Origin of the sequence: Streptomyces sp. NPDC088124, from assembly GCF_040685895.1 — a bacterium.
In the GTDB taxonomy this organism is placed as follows: Bacteria; Actinomycetota; Actinomycetes; order Streptomycetales; family Streptomycetaceae; genus Streptomyces.
In genome coordinates, this window is record NZ_JBFBJB010000002.1 from 154158 (window position 1) to 170983 (window position 16826).

The window sequence follows — 16826 nt, forward strand, 5'->3', positions numbered from 1 at the left end:
TTGCCGACAGTGCAACCTGCTCCGCCACGGATTCATTCCGGGCACCGGCGCGTGTCTTTCCCGCCTTCATGCTCGCACACCGGGCGCCGCGCCGGAATGCGTCACATCGACGCTATGGCCATCGTCAACGTGACGTGAAGCGGCTATGATAGATAGCGTCAATAAGACGAAAAGGGGATGCTGCCGAGCAGTATCCGCTGAGAAGAGAGGGTGCGTGACGTGACCACGGCCCAGCCCGTTCAGGATCTCGCAGTCCAGGACCTCGGCGTCCAGCCGACACCCCTCGCTCTGCTGCTGCTCGGCCGGGAGGCCGACCCGCGCAGCGAGCGCGGCGTGGAGTGCCCCGGCGATCTGCCCTCCCCGTCCGATCCGGACCTGGTGGCGCGCGCCCGTGCGGCGAAGGAGAAGCTCGGGGAGAAGGTGTTCGTCCTCGGCCACCACTACCAGCGCGACGAGGTCATCCAGTTCGCCGATGTCACCGGCGACTCCTTCAAGCTCGCCAAGGACGCGGCGGCCCGGCCGGCCGCCGAGTACATCGTCTTCTGCGGTGTGCACTTCATGGCCGAGTCCGCGGACATCCTGACGGCCGACGACCAGAAGGTCGTCCTGCCGGATCTCGCGGCGGGCTGCTCCATGGCGGACATGGCGACGGCGGAACAGGTCGCGGAGTGCTGGGACGTACTGACGGACGCCGGCATAGCCGAGCGGGTCGTGCCCGTCTCGTACATGAACTCCTCGGCCGACATCAAGGCGTTCACCGGCAGGCACGGCGGCACGATCTGCACCTCCTCGAACGCCGAGCGCGCCCTGAAGTGGGCGTTCGAGCAGGGCGAGCAGGTGCTCTTCCTCCCCGACCAGCACCTGGGGCGGAACACGGCCGTGCGTGATCTGGGGATGTCGCTCGACGACTGTGTCCTCTACAACCCGCACAAGCCGAACGGCGGGCTCACGCCGCAGGAGCTGCGGGACGCGAAGATGATCCTGTGGCGCGGCCACTGCTCGGTGCACGGCCGGTTCTCGCTGGACTCCGTGCGTGACGTACGGGAGCGGATCCCGGGCGTGAACGTGCTGGTGCACCCCGAGTGCAAGCACGAGGTCGTGGCGGCGGCGGACTACGTCGGCTCGACGGAGTACATCATCAAGGCGCTGGAGGCGGCCCCGGCGGGCTCGAAGTGGGCGATCGGTACGGAGCTGAACCTCGTACAGCGCCTGGCGAATCGTTTCGCCCCCGAGGGCAAGGAGATTGTCTTCCTCGACCGCACGGTCTGCTTCTGCTCCACCATGAACCGGATCGACCTGCCGCACCTGGTCTGGACGCTGGAGTCGCTGGCCGAGGGCAACGAGGTCAACCGCATCCAGGTCGACCAGGAGACGGCGGCCCTCGCACAGCTCGCCCTGGAGCGGATGCTGGCACTGCCGTAGGCATCCCGGCTTCCACCACCGCCCACGATCGCCACGTGTGCCAGCGGCGCGGCGGGGTCGATGCGGGTGCGGGTGCCAAGGGGTAACTGGGGTGGGCCGGTGGTGTGTTGTCCACCGGGCCCACCCCCTCCCGGTGTCGATGTTCGCGGTTCCGCGCCGTCGCCCCGCCCCGCCGCACCGCACCGCACCGCAGCGTGGGCCGTCGCCGTCACCGTCACCCGGCGGGACAAGTCACCGCCGTTGGCTCTAGAGTGACGATCTCACCGGCCAGGTGTTCCGAGCCCGGGGGTCATCCCCGCCCGCTCCGCCGTGGCAGCCGGTTGTCTCCACCAATCCCCCTGTTCGTCCCGGATCACTCTCCCCTTTTCCGTTCCGGACATCAGAGGTCGTCGCACCGTGCCCCATTACCGGCTCACCGCCGCACTCGTCCTGCTCTGTTTCGTCGGTCCGCTCTCCACCGACATGTATCTGCCCGCCTTTCCACGGATGGCCGCCGAGCTGCGCACGGACGCCTCCGGCGCGCAGCTCACCCTCACCGCGTTCCTGGTCGGCATGACGCTCGGCCATCTCGTGCTCGGCCCGCTCTCCGATCGTCACGGGCGGCGCGTCCCCCTGCTCGCGGGGGCGGCGGTATGCGCTGTGGCCACCGCGCTCTGCGCCCTCTCCCCCGGGCTCGGCGCCCTGATCGCGCTGCGTCTGGCCGCCGGGTTCAGCGGGGCGGCGGGTGTCGTCGTCGGGCGGGCCGTGGTCGCGGACATCGCGTCGGGCGCGGCGGCGGCGCGGCTGCTGGGTGTGCTGATGACGCTGGCGGGCATCGCGCCGGTGCTCGCCCCGCTCGCGGGCGGTGCGGTGATCGGCGTGGCCGGCTGGCGCGGGGTGTTCTGGGCGCTGGCGGCGGTGGCGCTGCTGACGGTGGCCGCCGTGGCATGCGCCGTACCGGAGACCCTGCCGCCGGAGCGGCGCCGGGCGGGTGGGCGCGGGGCGTTGCTCCGTACGGTGCGGACGGTGGCGGGCGACCGCGCGTACACCGGTTACGCGCTGGCCTACTCCTTCGCCTTCGGCGCGCTGTTCTGTTACGTCGCGGGGTCGCCGTTCCTGCTCCAGAACGTGCTGGGGCTGGGCGTCGGCGCCTCGTCGATGGTCTTCTCCGGGGGCGCGCTGGTCCTGGCGCTCTCCGGCGCGGCGGCCGCGCGGCTGGTGGGCCGGGTCTCCGTGAAGCGACTGCTCGGTCTCGGGCTGTACGCGCTCTGGGCGGCGGCGGTGGCGCTGCTCGCGGCGGCCGGGACGGGGGTGCTGACGTTCGGCGCCTACGTACCGCTCGTGACGGTGTTCTGCGCCGGTCTCGGGCTGGTGCTCGCCAACGCCGCGTCGCTGGCCGTCGCGCGCGTCCCGGACGCGGCGGGCACGGGGTCGGCCCTGCTGGGCACGGCGCAGAGCGCGGTGGGCGCGGCGGTGGCTCCGCTGGCGGGGCTGGGCGGGGCGGGATCGGCGGTGCCGGTGTTCGCGGGGATGGCGCTGTGCGGCGGGGTGGCGGTCCTGGCGGCGGGGACCGCCGGGCGGGCGTCCTAGGGCATGCTTCGCCCTGGGCGGCCGTCCTACGCGGCGTCGTCGCCGTCGGACGAAGCCGTGGACATTCCACTCGCGCGGGCGATGCCCTCGACCGTCTGTTCATCGCTGCGGCGTCGCTTCTGCTGGGCTTCGAGCTTCTCCCGCATGGCGCGCAGCCTGGCCGGGTCGGCGGCCACCTCAGGGGGGACCAGCGACATGGCGCCCTTGGTGTGCTCGCCGTCGCCGAGGTGGGCGACGACATGGTCCGCGCGGTCCTCGTGGCCCGGTTGCATCGCGCCGATCAGGCCCATGAGGGTCAGGAACTCCTGCTGGAGTTCCTGGGTGAACAACTCCCGCTCCAGGCCGTCCATCTTCAGCCGTACCGTGCCGCCGCCGGCCTCGGCCCACAGCCGGATGACCTCCATGAGCAGCTCGAACTGCTCACGGGGCATCCGGGCCCTGAGCGACTCCACGTACAGGGCGTAGCGGGCTCGTGCGATGTCGGCCGGGCTCGCCTCGCCCGGGTTCTCGTACGCGTCGTCGGACATGGCCCCTCCTCGGTGAGGCTCCGTCAGCTCCGCCGGAACTGCCCGACCCGGGGGCGGCGTTGTCGGTGTTGGCGGCGGGACGGTCGGCTTTTCTTCGACCGTACCGCACGTCGCGGCGTCCCCGGCGCGGAGCCGATCGGCTACCGGCGGCCGACCACGTCGCGGGTCATGGCCCTGGCGCTGCCGAGGTAACGGGCCGGGTCGCACAGCTCCTTGATGCGGGCGGCGCCGAGGTGGCGTACGAGGTCGTCGTGGGTGAGCAGTTCCGCCTCCAGCGTGGTGCCGGTCTCGATGGCGGCGCGGCAGGCCTCGTAGACGACCTCGTGCGCCTGGTTGCGGCCGAGGACGGGGGCGACGTCCATCATCACGGCTTCGGCGACGATGAGGCCGCCGGTCAGGAGGGTGTTGCTGCGCATCCTGTCGGTCCTGACCTCGAGTCCGGAGAGCATGAACTCCGCCTGGTGGAGCGAGCTGGACAGCAGCAGGAACGCCTCGGGAACGGTCGCCCACTCCAGGTGCCAGGGGCCGGTGGCCCGTTCGAAGTCCTGCATGGTCGCGTCGAGCATGGTGGAGGACTTGTCGCGCAGCAGCTTGGCGGCCGCGAACATGAGCTCGCTGGAGATGGGGTTGCGCTTCTGCGGCATGGTGGAGCTGGCGCCGCGTCCGGGGACGAAGGGCTCCGCGAGTTCGCCGTACTCCGAGGAACACATCATCATCACGTCCCAGGCGATCTTGCCCAGCGAGCCGCCGACGGACGCGAAGAGGGAGACCAGTTCCACCAGGCCGTCGCGGGCCACGTGCCAGGTGATGGCGGGGTCCGCCAGCCCCAGTTCCTCCGCGAGCGCGGCACGGGCCAGGAGCCCTTCGGGGCCGTCGCCCAGTGAGGCGAGTGTGCCGGCTGCGCCCCCGAACTGGACCATCAGCGCGCGGGCCCGGGCCTGCTCCAGGCGCTCGGCGTGGCGGTCGAGGGCGGACAGCCACACGGCGCAGCGGTAGCCGAACGTCACCGGCAGAGCGTGCTGGAGGTGGGTGCGGCCGGCGGTGACGGTGTCCGCGTGTTCCTCCGCGAGCCGGCGCAGGGCGTCCCGGACCCGGTCGAGCTGGGCCGCCAGGAGCGCGACGCCCTGCTTGCACTGGAGCATGACCGCGTTGTCCATGATGTCCTGGGTGGTCGCGCCCCAGTGAAGGTAGTGGCCGGCGTCCGCGCACTGGTCCGCGATCTGCTTGACGAGGGGCAGCACCGGATAGCCGACGATCTCGGTCTCCGCGCGCAGCCGCTCCAGGTCGAGGCTGTCGAAGTCGGCCTTGCGCGTGATGTCCTCGGCGGCCTCGGCGGGGATGATCCCGACCTTGGCCTGGGCGCGGGCCAGCGCGGTCTCGGCGTCGATGAGGCGACGGACGTACGCGCTGTCGCTGAACACCTCCCGCATGGCGGGGGTTCCGAACATGTCGCGGAAGAGGAAGGAGTCGAAGACGGTCGTGCTCACGGTGGATCTCACTTCTGCGCGATGGCGGGTTCGGGGGCGGTGGTACCGGGTTCGGAGGGGGTGGCACCGGGTTCCATGGGGGTGGCACCGGGTTCCGTTGAGGTGTCGTCGGTCTCCGGCAGGGCGAGGAACGCCTTCGGGTCGGCGAGCGCCCGGTTGACCTTGTCTACGTCCATCTCCTTGGACCACTTGGCGATGGCGAAGGTCGCGACGACGTTGCCGAAGGTGTTGCAGAAGGCGGTGGCCATGGACATCAGCCGGTAGACGCCGAAGAGGACGGCTACGCCCTCCACCGGCAGGTAGCCGGTCGCCGCGACGGTCGAGGCGAAGACGACGAACGTGCCGCCGGAGACCGTGGCCGCCCCCTTCGAGGTGAGCAGCATGATGAGCAGGAGTCCGAGCTGCTGGGGGATGCTCATGTCGATGCCGTAGGCGTTGGCGACGAACATGGTGCAGATGGCCATGTACAGGGAGGTGCCGTCGAGGTTGAAGGCGTAGCCGGTCGGCACAACCAGTCCGACGGTCTGCTTGGAGCAGCCGATCCGGGTGAGCTTCTTGAGCAGGCCGGGCAGCGCCGCCTCGGAGGAGGCGGTGCCGAGGACCAGGGTCATCTCGACGCGGACGTACTGGAGGATGCGCCAGATGTTGAACCCCGCCAGCAGGCAGACCAGGCCGAGGACGCCGCCGATGAAGAGGGCCACGACCGCCCAGTACTCCAGGACGAGTTCGGCCAGGGCGAGGAGCATGCCGCTGCCGTTCGCGCCCACGGAGTAGGCGATGGCGCCGAACGCCCCGATCGGCGCGAGCTTCATGACGACGTTGACGAAGGCGAAGAACGTCTCGGAGATCACCTCCAGCCCCTTGTTGACCTGGGTCTGGAGGTGGGGGGCGAGGGCGAGCAGTCCGATGCCGAAGAGCACCGCCAGGACCACGACCTGGAGCAACTGCCCGGAGGAGAACGCTCCGACGAAGTTGTCGGGGACGATGCCCTTCAGGAAGGCGGTGAAGCCGTGCTCACCCTCCCCGGCCGGAGGGGCGGCGCCCGTGTCCACGGAGAGGGAACCGAGCCCCTTGCCGACGCCCAGGAGGTTCGCGGCCACAAGGCCGATGACGAGGGCGAGTGTCGAGACGACCTCGAAGTACACGAGGGCCAGGAAGCCGATGCGGCTCGCCTTCCTGAGGTCGCCCGCGGAGGCGATGCCCATGACCACGGTGAAGAAGACCAGCGGCGCCACGCCCGCCTTGACCAGCGCGAGGAAGAGATCTCCGACGATCTTCAGGTCGACGGCGAAGCCGGGGAAGAGAAAGCCGACCGCGACGCCGAGTGCCATGGCGACGGCGATCTGGGCCCCGATCCCCCGGTACCGGCGGTTCTTGCGCGGGGGTGGCGGATCCGCGGACAGCAGTTGCTCCTGGGACCTCATGCGGGCACATCCTTGTCTAGACATGAGTTGTGTCTAGACAAGGAACCTCATGGAAATATCGCTGTCAAGGGGTCGCGTCGGAAGTCGCGGAGGAATGGGCCGGCGCGCAGAAGTACCGGATTACCCGGAGTACCCGAGCACGGGAGCACAGGCCCCTGGCCCTGCCCCTGTCCCGGGGCTCAACTGCGCTGGAGCGTCGTCTCGTAGACGAAGGTGCCCTGGGCGTGGATGCTGACGCTGACCTCGAAGAGCCGTCCCCGGGCGTCGTAGTAGCGGCGTACGAACTCCAGCCCCGGGCTGCCCGTCGCGACCCCGAGACGGCCGGCCGCCTCCGCCGGGACACCGACCGCCCGTACCCGCTGCACCACGCGGTCCACCGCTCGCCCCGCGTGCGTCTCGACCAGGTCCGAGATCAGCCGCGGGCTGTCTTCGAGGGGCCCGGCGATGGCGTGTGCGTCGGACGGCTCCAGATAGACCCTGGCCCAGGAGACCACCTGATCGGCGTGGTCCGGGTCGCGGCGTACGGACGTGATGCGGACGCTGCGGGTCTCCGGGGCCAGTCCGGTCACCGCGGCGAGTGCTTCGTCCACCACCACGTGGTCGACGGACAGGATGGTCCTGACGGCCGAGGTGCCGTACTGGGTGAGTTCCTGGAGACTGCCGAGGTGGGTGGTGAACGCCGCGACCGGCAGAGTCCGTTCCACCCGGGTACCCGTCCCCGGATGGCGCGAGATGAGCCCGCCGACCTCCAGTTGCCGCAGGGCCCGGCGCAGGGTCTCCCGCGACACCTTGTACGAGGCGGCAAGTTCGGGTTCGGTGGGGAGCAGGGAGCCGACGGCCCACTGTCCGTCCGCGAGCCTGGACATGAGGTCGCTCGCGATGACCGCATACCGTGGCTCACCCACGACTGGCCCCCAGGGAGATCAACAGGACAACAGGGTCGGAGTCTAGTGCCCGCCCCGGCAGGGTCGGCGCACGAGAGAGCGGGACCTCGCCAGGAGGTCCCGCCCTGTCTTCCACGGGGTCAGGTCAGTCGGGTTTCCACAGGTCAGGTCAGTCGGGTTTCCACGGGTCGGGTCAGAAGCGGTCCGGGGCACGCTCCGGGAGCGGAGAGCCGGGGAGTTCGTCCCGCTTCTGGTTCTTCCGCGCCTCCTCGTTCGAGTCGGCCGTCGCCCGGCAGGTCACGTCCTTCGCCGGGAGCTTGCCGGTGAGCAGGTACCCGGTGACGGTGTCGTCCGTGCACGCGTTGCCGTTCGGATAGACCCCGTGGCCCTCGCCGCCGAGGACGGTGACCATCTTCGAGCCCTTCAGGTCGGCGTGCAGCGCCTGGCCGCTGGGCAGCGGGGTCTGCGAGTCCCACTCGTTCTGGACGACCAGGGAGGGGACCTTGTTGTTCACGTCGATCGCCGGTTCCTCGGACCCGTCCCAGAACGCACAGGGCTTGATGCTGGAGGCGAAGTCGCCGAAGAGCGGGTAACGGCCCTTGTCCTCGATGGCGTCCCGCCGGTAGCTCTCCGGATCGCGGGACCACGCGGCCGAGTTGTCGCCGCACACCACGGCCCAGAAGCTCGACTGCGGCTTCTGCCGCACGTACCGGTCCAGCGCGCCCGGCTTACGTGGTCCCCGAGTTGTAGGGGATGCACCCGGCGCCGGAGACCTGGTCCGCTCAGCACAGTGCCCCGGAGCGGGCCGCTTCGCGCGGCCGCTCCGGGGCACTTCACACCGGACGGAATGTCAGGCGTTCGCCGGCTCCGGCGTCGGTTCCGAGCCCGAGCCCGCGTCCGGGTCCGTCCCGGTCCGCGCGGGCGGGTTCTCGTCCGTGGACCTCTTCGCCGCCTTCTTCTTCGCGCGGCGCTCCTTGCGGAGCTCCACCATCGCGTAGAGCGTCGGCACCAGCAGCAGCGTCAGCAGCGTCGACGACAGCAGGCCGCCGATCACCACCACGGCGAGCGGCTGGCCGATGAAGCCGCCCTCACCCGTGACGCCGAGAGCCATCGGGACCAGCGCGAAGATCGTGGCCAGCGCCGTCATCAGGATCGGGCGGAGCCGGTGGCGGCCACCCTCGACGACCGCCTCGACAACGCCCAGCCCCTGGGCTCGGTACTGGTTGATCAGGTCGATCAGGACGATCGCGTTGGTCACCACGATGCCGATCAGCATCAGCATGCCGATCATCGCCGGGATACCCAGCGGCGTACCGGTCACCACCAGCAGCCCGATCGCGCCGGTCGCCGCGAACGGCACGGAGACCAGCAGGATCAGCGGCTGGACCAGCGAGCGGAAGGTCGCGACCAGGAGCATGAACACGATCGCGATGGCCGCGAGCATGGCCAGGCCGAGCTGGACGAAGGCGTCCGACTGGTCCGCCGAGACACCGCCGATGGAGACGGTGGCGCCCTCGGGCAGCTTCAGGGAGTCGATCTTCGACTGGAGCTCGGTGCTGACCGCGCCCGTGTTGTCGCCGACCGGCCTGGCGGTGATGGTCGCGGCGCGCGCGCCGTCGATGCGGGTCATCGAGACCGGCCCCGGGACCAGTTCGACGGTCGCGATCTGACCGAGCTTCACCGGGCCGAGCGGCAGGTTCTTCAGCTCGGCGATGGTCGTGGCGGGCTTGTCGGAGGTGACGACGACATCGCGCTCGCTGTCGTCCAGCATCGCCGTGCCGGCCGGGGTGCCGCGGACGGCCTGGCCGACCGCCATGCCGAGCGTGGTGTCGTTGAAACCGGCGTCGGCGGCCTTGGAGTTGGCCTTGACGGAGATACGGGGGATGCTCTGCGCCAGGTCGCTCTCGACGTCGGTGACGTTGTCGAGGCCGGCGACCGCGTCCCGTACCTGCTCCGCCGCCTTGTTGAGGGTGTCCGCCTCGGAGGCCTTGACCACGACGCTCAGGTTCTGGTTGCCGAAGCCGTCGCCCGCGCCGATCGTGGTGCTGCCGATGCCGTCGAGCTTGGCGAGCTCCTTCTCCAGGTGCTCCGTGGTCCGCTCGGCCTGCGCCGCGTCCTTCAGGGTCACCTGGTACGACGCCTGGTTGGCGCCCGTACCGCCGCCGAAGGCCGCCATGAAGCCGGACGAGCCGACGGTGACCTGGTATTCCTTGATCTCGTCCGTGTCGGCGAGGAGCTTCTCGACCTTCTTCGCCGCGGCGTCCGCCGACTCCAGGCTGGTGCCGGGCTCCAGCTCCTGCTTGACGGTGAGGATCTCCTGCTCACCCTGGTCGAAGAAGTTGGTCTTGAGCAGCGGTGCCATGCCGAACGTGGCGAGGAGCACGACGACCGCGATGGCCAGGCTCGCGATCCGGCGCCGGGTGGCGAACCGGAGGACCGGGACGTACAGCTTCTGGAGCCTGCTGTTGGTCTCCTTCTCCTCGGCCACGCGGCGTGCCTCGTCGGGGTCGACCCCGACGATCTCCTTCGGCGGCCTGAGGAACCAGTACGAGAGCACCGGGACCACGGTGAGCGAGACGATCAGCGAGCCGATCAGGGCCGCCGTCACGGTGAGCGAGAACGAGCCGAACAGCTCGCCGACCATGCCGCCCACGAGACCGATCGGCAGGAAGACCGCGACGGTGGTGAGGGTGGAGGCGGTGACGGCGCCCGCGACCTCGCGGACCGCGGTGAGGATCGCCTTCTCGCGCTCCTCGCCGTAGCCGAGGTGGCGCTTGATGTTCTCCAGGACGACGATCGAGTCGTCGACGACGCGGCCGATCGCGATGGTCAGCGCGCCGAGGGTGAGCATGTTGAGCGACAGGTCACGCGTCCACAGCACGATCAGCGCGAGGACGATGGAGAGCGGGATGGAGACCGCGGTGACGATGGTGGAGCGCAGCGAGGCCAGGAAGACCAGGATCACGAGGACCGCGAAGAGCAGGCCGAGCGCGCCCTCGGTGGTCAGGCCCGAGATGGACTTGGAGACCGCGGGGCCCTGGTCGGTGACGACGGTGAGGTCGGCGCCGGAGCCGAGGTCCTTGCGCAGGTCGGGCAGCTGCTCCTTGACCGCGTCCGAGATGGCGACGGCGCTGCCGTCCTTGTCCATCGTGACGGCGACGGCGAGGCTGGGCTTGCCGTTGGTACGGGTCAGGGAGGTCGCGGCGGACTCGGTCTGCTCGACGGTGGCGATGTCGCCGAGACGTACGGCGCCGGACGGCGCCCCGCCACCGGCTCCCCCGCCGGCCGCGGGCGCGATCCGCAGGTCCTCGATCTGCTTGAGGGAGGTGTAGCCGCCGCCGACCTGCACCGTGCGGCTCTTGCCGTCCTCGGTGAAGGAGCCCGCGGGGAAGGCCGCGCCGCCCGCCTTGAGGGCCTCGGAGAGCGACATGGCGTTGAGGCCGGCCTCGGCGAGCTTCTTGTCGTCGGGCGTGACGGAGACCTGGAGGTCCCGGACGCCGTCGATGGTGACCTGGCCGACGCCGTCGATGCCCTGGAGCGCGGGAACCACCGAGCGGTCGAGCTGGTCGGCGAGGGCCTGCTGGTCCTTGTCCGAGGTGACGGCGAGGACGACGGTCGGGATGTCGTCCGTCGAGCCGGCGATGACCTGCGGGTCCACGGTGGCCGGGAGCTGCGCCCTGGCGCGGTTCACGGCCTGCTGGACGTCGGCGACGAGCTGCTTCGTACCGCTGTCACCGAAGTCGAAGCTCGCCATGATGACGGCGTTGCCCTCGCTGGCGGTGGAGGTGACGGTCTCGATGCCGTCGACGGTCTTGATGGAGTTCTCGAGCGGTTCGACGACCTGCTTCTCGACCACATCGGGGGAGGCGCCCTGGTAGGGGGCGAGCACCGAGACCATCGGAAGTTCGATGGAGGGCAGCAGTTGCTGCTTGAGCTGCGGTATCGCGATCGCTCCGAAGAGCAGCGCGATGATAGACATCAGCCCTATCAGGGCCCTTTGCGCGAGGCTGAATTTTGCCAGCCAGGACATGGGGTCTCTCTTCTTGTGGTGTACGCGGCAGGCGGGCGGTACGGCCCGGCCGTGGAGGCACGGCATGGCACCTCCGCCGAAAGCCACGACGCGGCCGGCGGAGAACGGCAACGACCTCTCCCCATACGATCAACCATTCGGGAGCCGAATCCGTCGCCCCCAGGTCTCTTTTCCTTATGCGCCGCATACCGCGCCTGGAGTAGTCGAACGCGGTTTCCTACTCCACCCTTGGACGTACGAGGCCCGATTCGTACGCGATTACCACGAGTTGCGCCCTGTCCCGGGCACCAAGTTTCGCCATCGCGCGATTCACATGGGTCTTGACAGTGAGCGGACTGACCTGAAGACGTTCCGCGATCTCGTCGTTGGAGTGGCCGCCCGCGACGAGGACGAGCACCTCGCGCTCGCGCACCGTGAGGGCCGCGAGCCGCTCGTGGTGCCGGGCCGGGTCCCGCGCCTCGGGCTGTCCGTCGCCCTGTGCGAGGAAGGTGGCGATCAGCCCCTTCGTGGCGGCGGGCGACAGCAACGCGTCGCCCGCGGCGGCGATCCGGATGGCGTTGAGGAGTTCCTCGGGCTCGGCGCCCTTGCCGAGGAAGCCGGAGGCCCCGGCGCGCAGCGACTGCACCACGTACTCGTCGACCTCGAAGGTGGTCAGCATGACGATGTGCACCCCGGCGAGCTCCGGGTCGGCGCTGATCGTACGGGTGGCGGCGAAGCCGTCCGTGCCGGGCATCCGGATGTCCATCAGGACCACGTCGGCGCGGGTGGCGCGGGCGAGGTCGACGGCCTGCGCGCCGTCCGCGGCCTCGCCGACGACCTCCATGTCGGGCTCGGAGTCGACCAGTACGCGGAACGCGCTGCGCAGCAGCGCCTGGTCGTCGGCGAGCAGCACTCTGATCGTCACGCGTTCTCCCCGGTCCGGTTCGTCACCGGCAGTATCGCCTGGGTGCGGAAGCCGCCGCCGTAGCGGGGGCCCACGCTGAGGGTGCCGCCGAGGGCGGTGACGCGCTCGCGCATGCCGATGAGGCCGTGGCCGCCGGTGCCGGTGTAGGCGTCGACACCGGTGTGCAGGTCGGCGCCGGTGCCCGCGTCGGCGCCGGGCCCGGTGCCCGGCGCGCCGCCTTCGCCGCTGTCGCCTGCGCCGTCGTCCAGGACGGTGATCTCCACGGTGGGGCCCACCCGTACGACGCTGACCTCGGCCTTCGCTCCCCCGCCCGCGTGCTTGCGCACATTGGTCAGCGCCTCCTGGATGATCCGGTACGCGGCGAGATCGACGGCGGCGGGCAGCTCGTCCCCGGGGTACGCCGTGCTGTTCGTCGCGAACTCCACGGGCAGGCCCGCGTTCCGGAACGTGTCGAGCAGCCGGTCGAGCTGGGCGAGGCCGGGAGCCGGCTCGGTGGGGGCGGCCGGGTCGCCGGACTGCCGGAGCAGGCCGACGGTGGTGCGTAGTTCGTCGAGCGCGGAGCGGCTGGCCGCCCGTACGTGGGCGAGGGCTTCCTTGGCCTGGTCGGGCCGTTTGTCCATGACGTGGGAGGCGACCCCCGCCTGCACGTTGACCAGGGCGATGTGGTGGGCGACGACGTCGTGCAGGTCGCGGGCGATCCGCAGCCGCTCCTCGGCGACCCGGCGGCGCGCCTCCTCCTCGCGGGTGCGCTCGGCGCGCTCGGCGCGTTCCCGGATGGCGTCGACGGAGGCGCGGCGGCTGCGTACGGCGTCCCCCGCGGCGCCCGCCAGCCCCGTCCAGGCGAGGATCCCGAAGTTCTCCTGCGAGTACCAGGGCCCGGGGCCGAGTCCCATCGCCACCGCCGCGAGCACGCTGATGGTGGCGAACCCGGCGCGCCAGGTGGTGGGGCGGTCGGTGCGGGCGGCGACGGTGTAGAGCGCCAGGACGGCGGAGACGAAGACGGGCGCGGGCTGCTCCGTCGTGAGCAGCCCGACCAGCGTCAGCGCCCCGGCGCACAACAGGACCTGCATGGGCGCGCGGCGCCGGAAGACCAGCGCCGCGGCGCCGAGCACCACGAGCAGGAGGCCGAGCGTGGTGGGGGTGCGGGTCCCGAAGGAGGGGGGGCCGGGGCCGCGGTGCGGTTCGGCGAACGAACCGACGACCATGCAGACGAGGGCGCCCGCGGCGAGCACGCCGTCGGCGGCGAGGGGATGGGCGCGGGCCCAGCGCCGTGTGCGCCCGAACGCGCTTCCGAGGGAGGTCACGCCTCCCAACGGTACGGTGCGCTCAGCGCACCCGGCGCCGCCCGGGGCGCGGCGGTCTCAGACGGAGAACGGTATGGGGTGGATCTCGTCCGCCCGGTGCCCGGCGCGCTCGTGGACGCGCTGCACGGCCTCGGCCGAGGGCGCCTCGGAGAGGCAGAAGACATCGCCGGAGGCCGGATCGGCCCAGGCGTGCTGGAAGGTGACGTTCTCCTGGCCCTCGATCGCGCGGTCGGCGTTGTGGGCTTCCCGGAGCTGGTCATTGGTGATGTCGCGCATGCCGTGGTGGATGTCCATGAACGTGGCCATCGGACTCGTACCTCCAACTGACTGGGCCCCCCTCGCCCCCCGCCTTCCATGGTGCGCCGGGGAGCGCCCCGCCGCAGCACGGCCGCCGGGACAACGCGAGCCCTAGGAAGAGGCGGGAATCAGGCCGTCGTCGTTCAGGAGGGCCCGGACCTCCTCCAGCGTGGCGTCCGGGGACGGCAGGATCAGTTCGGACGGTTCCAGGGCGTCGACGGGGAGCGGCTCGCCCAGTTCGCGCACCTTGGCCAGGAGCGCGTGGAAGGTGCGGCGGAAGCCGTCCTCGTCGCTGCTCCTGACCTCGGCCAGCAGTTCGTCGTCCAGCTTGTCGAGCTCGGTGAAGTGGCTGTCCGCCAGCTTCACCTGGCCCTCCCCCATGATCCGTACGATCATGACGAATCCCTACTGCTTGTCGAATTTGTGCTGGCTCGGGGTGGCGTCCTGGGCGTCGGCCGCGCCGCCCTCGATCGCCTGCTTCTGGGTCGAGCCGCCGGCCAGCTCGGCCTTCATGCGCTGCAGCTCCAGCTCCACGTCCGAACCGCCGGAGATGCGGTCCAGCTCCGTCGCGATGTCGTCCTTCGCGAGCCCGGAGTGGTCGTCCAGGGCACCGGAGGCCAGCAGCTCGTCGATGGCGCCCGCGCGCGCCTGGAGCTGGGCGGTCTTGTCCTCGGCGCGCTGGATCGCCATGCCGACGTCGCCCATCTCCTCGGAGATGCCGGAGAACGCCTCGCCGATCCGGGTCTGCGCCTGGGCGGCGGTGTAGGTGGCCTTGATCGTCTCCTTCTTCGTACGGAAGGCGTCGACCTTGGCCTGGAGGCGCTGCGCGGCAAGTGTCAGCTTCTCCTCCTCGCCCTGGAGGGTCTGGTGCTGCGTCTCCAGGTCGCTGACCTGCTGCTGGAGCGAGGCACGGCGGGACAGCGCCTCGCGCGCCAGGTCCTCCCGGCCGAGCGCCAGCGCCTTGCGCCCCTGGTCCTCCAGCTTGCTCGACTGGCCCTGCAACTGGTTGAGCTGCAGTTCCAGGCGCTTGCGGGACGTCGCCACGTCGGCGACGCCGCGACGCACCTTCTGCAGCAGTTCGAGCTGCTTCTGATACGAGTAGTCAAGGGTCTCGCGCGGATCCTCGGCCCGGTCAAGGGCCTTGTTGGCTTTCGCGCGGAAGATCATCCCCATACGCTTCATGACACCGCTCATGGGCTTCGCGCGCCCCCTTCTGACGGACTACAGCTCCAGCACTCCAACAGAACCCACAGTACGGGCCCTGCCTCTATTACCGCACTGTTCCAGCACGGATGCGCTCCTCCCCAAGGACGACTGCTCCGCCCCACCATCAGGCGCAAGGAGTAGATGACCATCAGGGGAAGCGGCACAAAGTCCCGTCTGTCCCAGTACAGACGCACGCCGTTGCGGGATCGTTCCCCGGCGGGGTGGGGTCCAACCGCGACACCCCGTACCCTTGGGCTTTGTGTTCCGAAGCCGCTCGAAGGAAGAGAAGGCCACCGCCACCAAGGTGACGGCGGACCTCTCCACGCCCCGCGACCCGCAGGCCCCCAAGGGCCGCCCGACCCCCAAGCGCAGTGAGGCACAGTCGCAGCGTCGGCGTGCCGTCACCCCGCCGACCGACCGCAAGTCGGCCATGAAGCAGCAGCGCGAGGCGCGCCGCGTGGATCTGGCCCGGCAGCGCGAGGCACTGGCCAACGGTGACGAGCGCTATCTGCCCGTCCGTGACAAGGGGCCCGTGCGCCGCTTCGTCCGCGACTACGTCGACTCGCGCTTCTGCGTCGCCGAGTTCTTCCTGCCGCTCGCGGTGGTGATCCTCGTGCTGAGCATGGTCCGGGTCGGCTCGCTCCAGAACATCGCGCTGCTGCTGTGGCTCGGTGTGATCGTGATGATCGTCGTCGACTCGATCGGCATCTGGCTGCGTCTGAAGAAGCAGCTCGCCGAGCGCTTCCCCGACACCCCCAAGCGCGGCGCCGTGGCCTACGGCCTGATGCGTACGCTCCAGATGCGCCGGCTGCGGCTGCCCAAGCCGCAGGTCAAGCGCGGAGAGCGGCCCTGAGCGCTGAGGTCTCCGGCTTCGCCGGCGGCTCGGCGAGCTGGCTCGCGGGGCTCGGTGGGCTGCGGAACGTGGTCCGTCAGGAGATGGTCGCGCGCCAGCTCGACGAGCAGATAGCCGGACGTTTCCCGGTCGGTCAGCGGCTGCGGGTGCTCGATGTCGGCATGGGCCAGGGCACACAGGCCCTGCGGCTGGCGCGCGGTGGGCACACCGTGACGGGGCTGGAGTCGGACGCCGGGATGCTGGCCACGGCGCGCGAGGCGCTGGCCACGGAGCCGGAGGGGATACGTGAGCGGGTCAGGCTGATCGAGGGCGACGGCCTGGAGACCGGGGTGCACTTCCTGCCCGGCAGCTTCGACCTCGTCCTCTGCCACGGCGTGCTGATGTACGTGAACGAGCCGGACGCGCTGCTCGCGGGGCTGGCCAGGATGCTGGCGCCGGGCGGCCTGCTGTCGCTGCTGGTACGGAACGGGGACGGCCTGGCCCTGCGGCCCGGCGTGGCCGGGGACTGGGCGGGGGCGCTCGACGCCTTCGACGCGGACACGTACACGAACCGGCTGGGCCTGCGGGTACGGGCGGACCGGCTGGCGGCGCTGACGGCGACGCTGGCGGGGATCGCCGCCCCGCTGCACGTCTGGTACGGCGTGCGGGTCTTCACGGACGGGGCCGCCGACGACGCGCTGCCGCCCTCCGGTGCCGACCTGGAGCGGCTGCTGGCCGCGGAGGACCGGGCGGGGCGCACCGACCCGTACCGCGGGGTGGCGGCGCTGCTGCACCTGTGCGGGGTACGCGGCTGAACGGGGGCCGGGCGGCGCACCGGGCCCGGGTCGCGCGTCCGGGTCCCGGGTCCGGGTCCCGGACGCGCGTCCGGTGAACGGAGGCATGCTCCGCTCAGGTGGTCGGGCCGCCACCGCGTCCTTAC

General features: G+C 70.8%; 14 protein-coding genes and 1 pseudogene. 4 read left to right on the plus strand and 11 right to left on the minus strand.

Going from position 1 to position 16826, the window contains the following annotated elements:
• Positions 1-210 precede the first annotated feature (210 nt).
• Together nadA and AB0P17_RS02040 are read left to right on the plus strand one after the other, a co-directional pair.
• Entirely contained in the window at positions 211-1422 is a 1212-nt protein-coding gene (gene nadA, locus AB0P17_RS02035) for a quinolinate synthase NadA (RefSeq protein WP_365806711.1), read from the plus strand.
• Between the two features lie 396 nt (positions 1423-1818).
• On the plus strand, positions 1819-2991 hold the full coding sequence (locus AB0P17_RS02040; RefSeq protein WP_365806714.1) for a Bcr/CflA family efflux MFS transporter: 1173 nt from the start codon (positions 1819-1821) through the stop codon (positions 2989-2991).
• A 26-nt stretch (positions 2992-3017) separates the two neighbouring features.
• On the opposite strand, the gene AB0P17_RS02045 is transcribed toward AB0P17_RS02040, so the two are convergent.
• The 11 genes and pseudogenes from AB0P17_RS02045 to AB0P17_RS02095 all read right to left on the minus strand — a co-directional run bounded on the left by AB0P17_RS02045 (position 3018) and on the right by AB0P17_RS02095 (position 15030).
• On the minus strand, positions 3018-3518 hold the full coding sequence (locus AB0P17_RS02045; RefSeq protein WP_365806716.1) for a hypothetical protein: 501 nt from the start codon (positions 3516-3518) through the stop codon (positions 3018-3020).
• 140 nt (positions 3519-3658) lie between these two features.
• The gene (locus tag AB0P17_RS02050) at positions 3659-5005 is read right to left on the minus strand and encodes an adenylosuccinate lyase family protein (RefSeq protein ID WP_365806717.1); all 1347 of its coding nucleotides are present in this window, start codon (positions 5003-5005) and stop codon (positions 3659-3661) included.
• An 8-nt stretch (positions 5006-5013) separates the two neighbouring features.
• Positions 5014-6429 carry a cation:dicarboxylase symporter family transporter gene (locus tag AB0P17_RS02055; protein WP_365806719.1) on the minus strand — a complete coding sequence of 472 codons (1416 nt, stop codon included), beginning with the start codon at positions 6427-6429 and terminating at the stop codon, positions 5014-5016.
• A gap of 179 nt (positions 6430-6608) precedes the next feature.
• Entirely contained in the window at positions 6609-7334 is a 726-nt protein-coding gene (locus AB0P17_RS02060) for a GntR family transcriptional regulator (protein ID WP_365806720.1), read from the minus strand.
• A gap of 172 nt (positions 7335-7506) precedes the next feature.
• Positions 7507-8001, minus strand: a pseudogene (locus AB0P17_RS02065) (alpha/beta hydrolase); the annotation flags it as partial.
• A gap of 162 nt (positions 8002-8163) precedes the next feature.
• Positions 8164-11343: an efflux RND transporter permease subunit gene (locus AB0P17_RS02070; protein ID WP_365806722.1), complete on the minus strand. Its 3180-nt coding sequence runs from the start codon at positions 11341-11343 to the stop codon at positions 8164-8166.
• A gap of 217 nt (positions 11344-11560) precedes the next feature.
• Positions 11561-12247: a response regulator transcription factor gene (locus tag AB0P17_RS02075; RefSeq protein ID WP_365806724.1), complete on the minus strand. Its 687-nt coding sequence runs from the start codon at positions 12245-12247 to the stop codon at positions 11561-11563.
• Positions 12244-13551, minus strand: a complete 1308-nt coding sequence (locus AB0P17_RS02080; protein ID WP_365806726.1) for a histidine kinase — start codon at positions 13549-13551, stop codon at positions 12244-12246. The genes AB0P17_RS02075 and AB0P17_RS02080 overlap by 4 nt, the downstream gene beginning before the upstream one ends.
• Positions 13552-13608: 57 nt before the next feature.
• Entirely contained in the window at positions 13609-13857 is a 249-nt protein-coding gene (locus AB0P17_RS02085) for an SCO4226 family nickel-binding protein (protein ID WP_365806728.1), read from the minus strand.
• A gap of 102 nt (positions 13858-13959) precedes the next feature.
• Complete coding sequence (locus AB0P17_RS02090; RefSeq protein WP_365806730.1) at positions 13960-14244, minus strand: hypothetical protein; 285 nt, start codon at positions 14242-14244, stop codon at positions 13960-13962.
• 9 nt (positions 14245-14253) lie between these two features.
• Positions 14254-15030 carry a PspA/IM30 family protein gene (locus AB0P17_RS02095; protein ID WP_365806731.1) on the minus strand — a complete coding sequence of 259 codons (777 nt, stop codon included), beginning with the start codon at positions 15028-15030 and terminating at the stop codon, positions 14254-14256.
• Positions 15031-15313: 283 nt separating this feature from the next.
• Here AB0P17_RS02095 and AB0P17_RS02100 point away from each other — a divergent pair, with 283 nt between their 5' ends.
• Both AB0P17_RS02100 and AB0P17_RS02105 read left to right on the plus strand, forming a co-directional pair.
• The gene (locus AB0P17_RS02100; RefSeq protein WP_365806733.1) at positions 15314-15907 is read left to right on the plus strand and encodes a DUF3043 domain-containing protein; all 594 of its coding nucleotides are present in this window, start codon (positions 15314-15316) and stop codon (positions 15905-15907) included.
• 83 nt (positions 15908-15990) lie between these two features.
• Positions 15991-16701 (plus strand): methyltransferase domain-containing protein, encoded by a 711-nt coding sequence (locus AB0P17_RS02105; protein WP_365806932.1) that lies wholly within the window; start codon positions 15991-15993, stop codon positions 16699-16701.
• Positions 16702-16826 lie beyond the last annotated feature (125 nt).

Coding starts and splice junctions, on each gene's coding strand:
- AB0P17_RS02070 (WP_365806722.1), bottom strand. CDS start 11,343: ATGTCCTGGCTGGCAAAATTCAGCCTCGCGCAAAGGGCCCTGATAGGG.
- AB0P17_RS02085 (WP_365806728.1), bottom strand. CDS start 13,857: ATGGCCACGTTCATGGACATCCACCACGGCATGCGCGACATCACCAAT.
- AB0P17_RS02095 (WP_365806731.1), bottom strand. CDS start 15,030: ATGAAGCGTATGGGGATGATCTTCCGCGCGAAAGCCAACAAGGCCCTT.
- AB0P17_RS02055 (WP_365806719.1), bottom strand. CDS start 6,429: ATGAGGTCCCAGGAGCAACTGCTGTCCGCGGATCCGCCACCCCCGCGC.
- AB0P17_RS02105 (WP_365806932.1), top strand. CDS start 15,991: ATGGTCGCGCGCCAGCTCGACGAGCAGATAGCCGGACGTTTCCCGGTC.
- AB0P17_RS02045 (WP_365806716.1), bottom strand. CDS start 3,518: ATGTCCGACGACGCGTACGAGAACCCGGGCGAGGCGAGCCCGGCCGAC.
- AB0P17_RS02090 (WP_365806730.1), bottom strand. CDS start 14,244: ATGATCGTACGGATCATGGGGGAGGGCCAGGTGAAGCTGGCGGACAGC.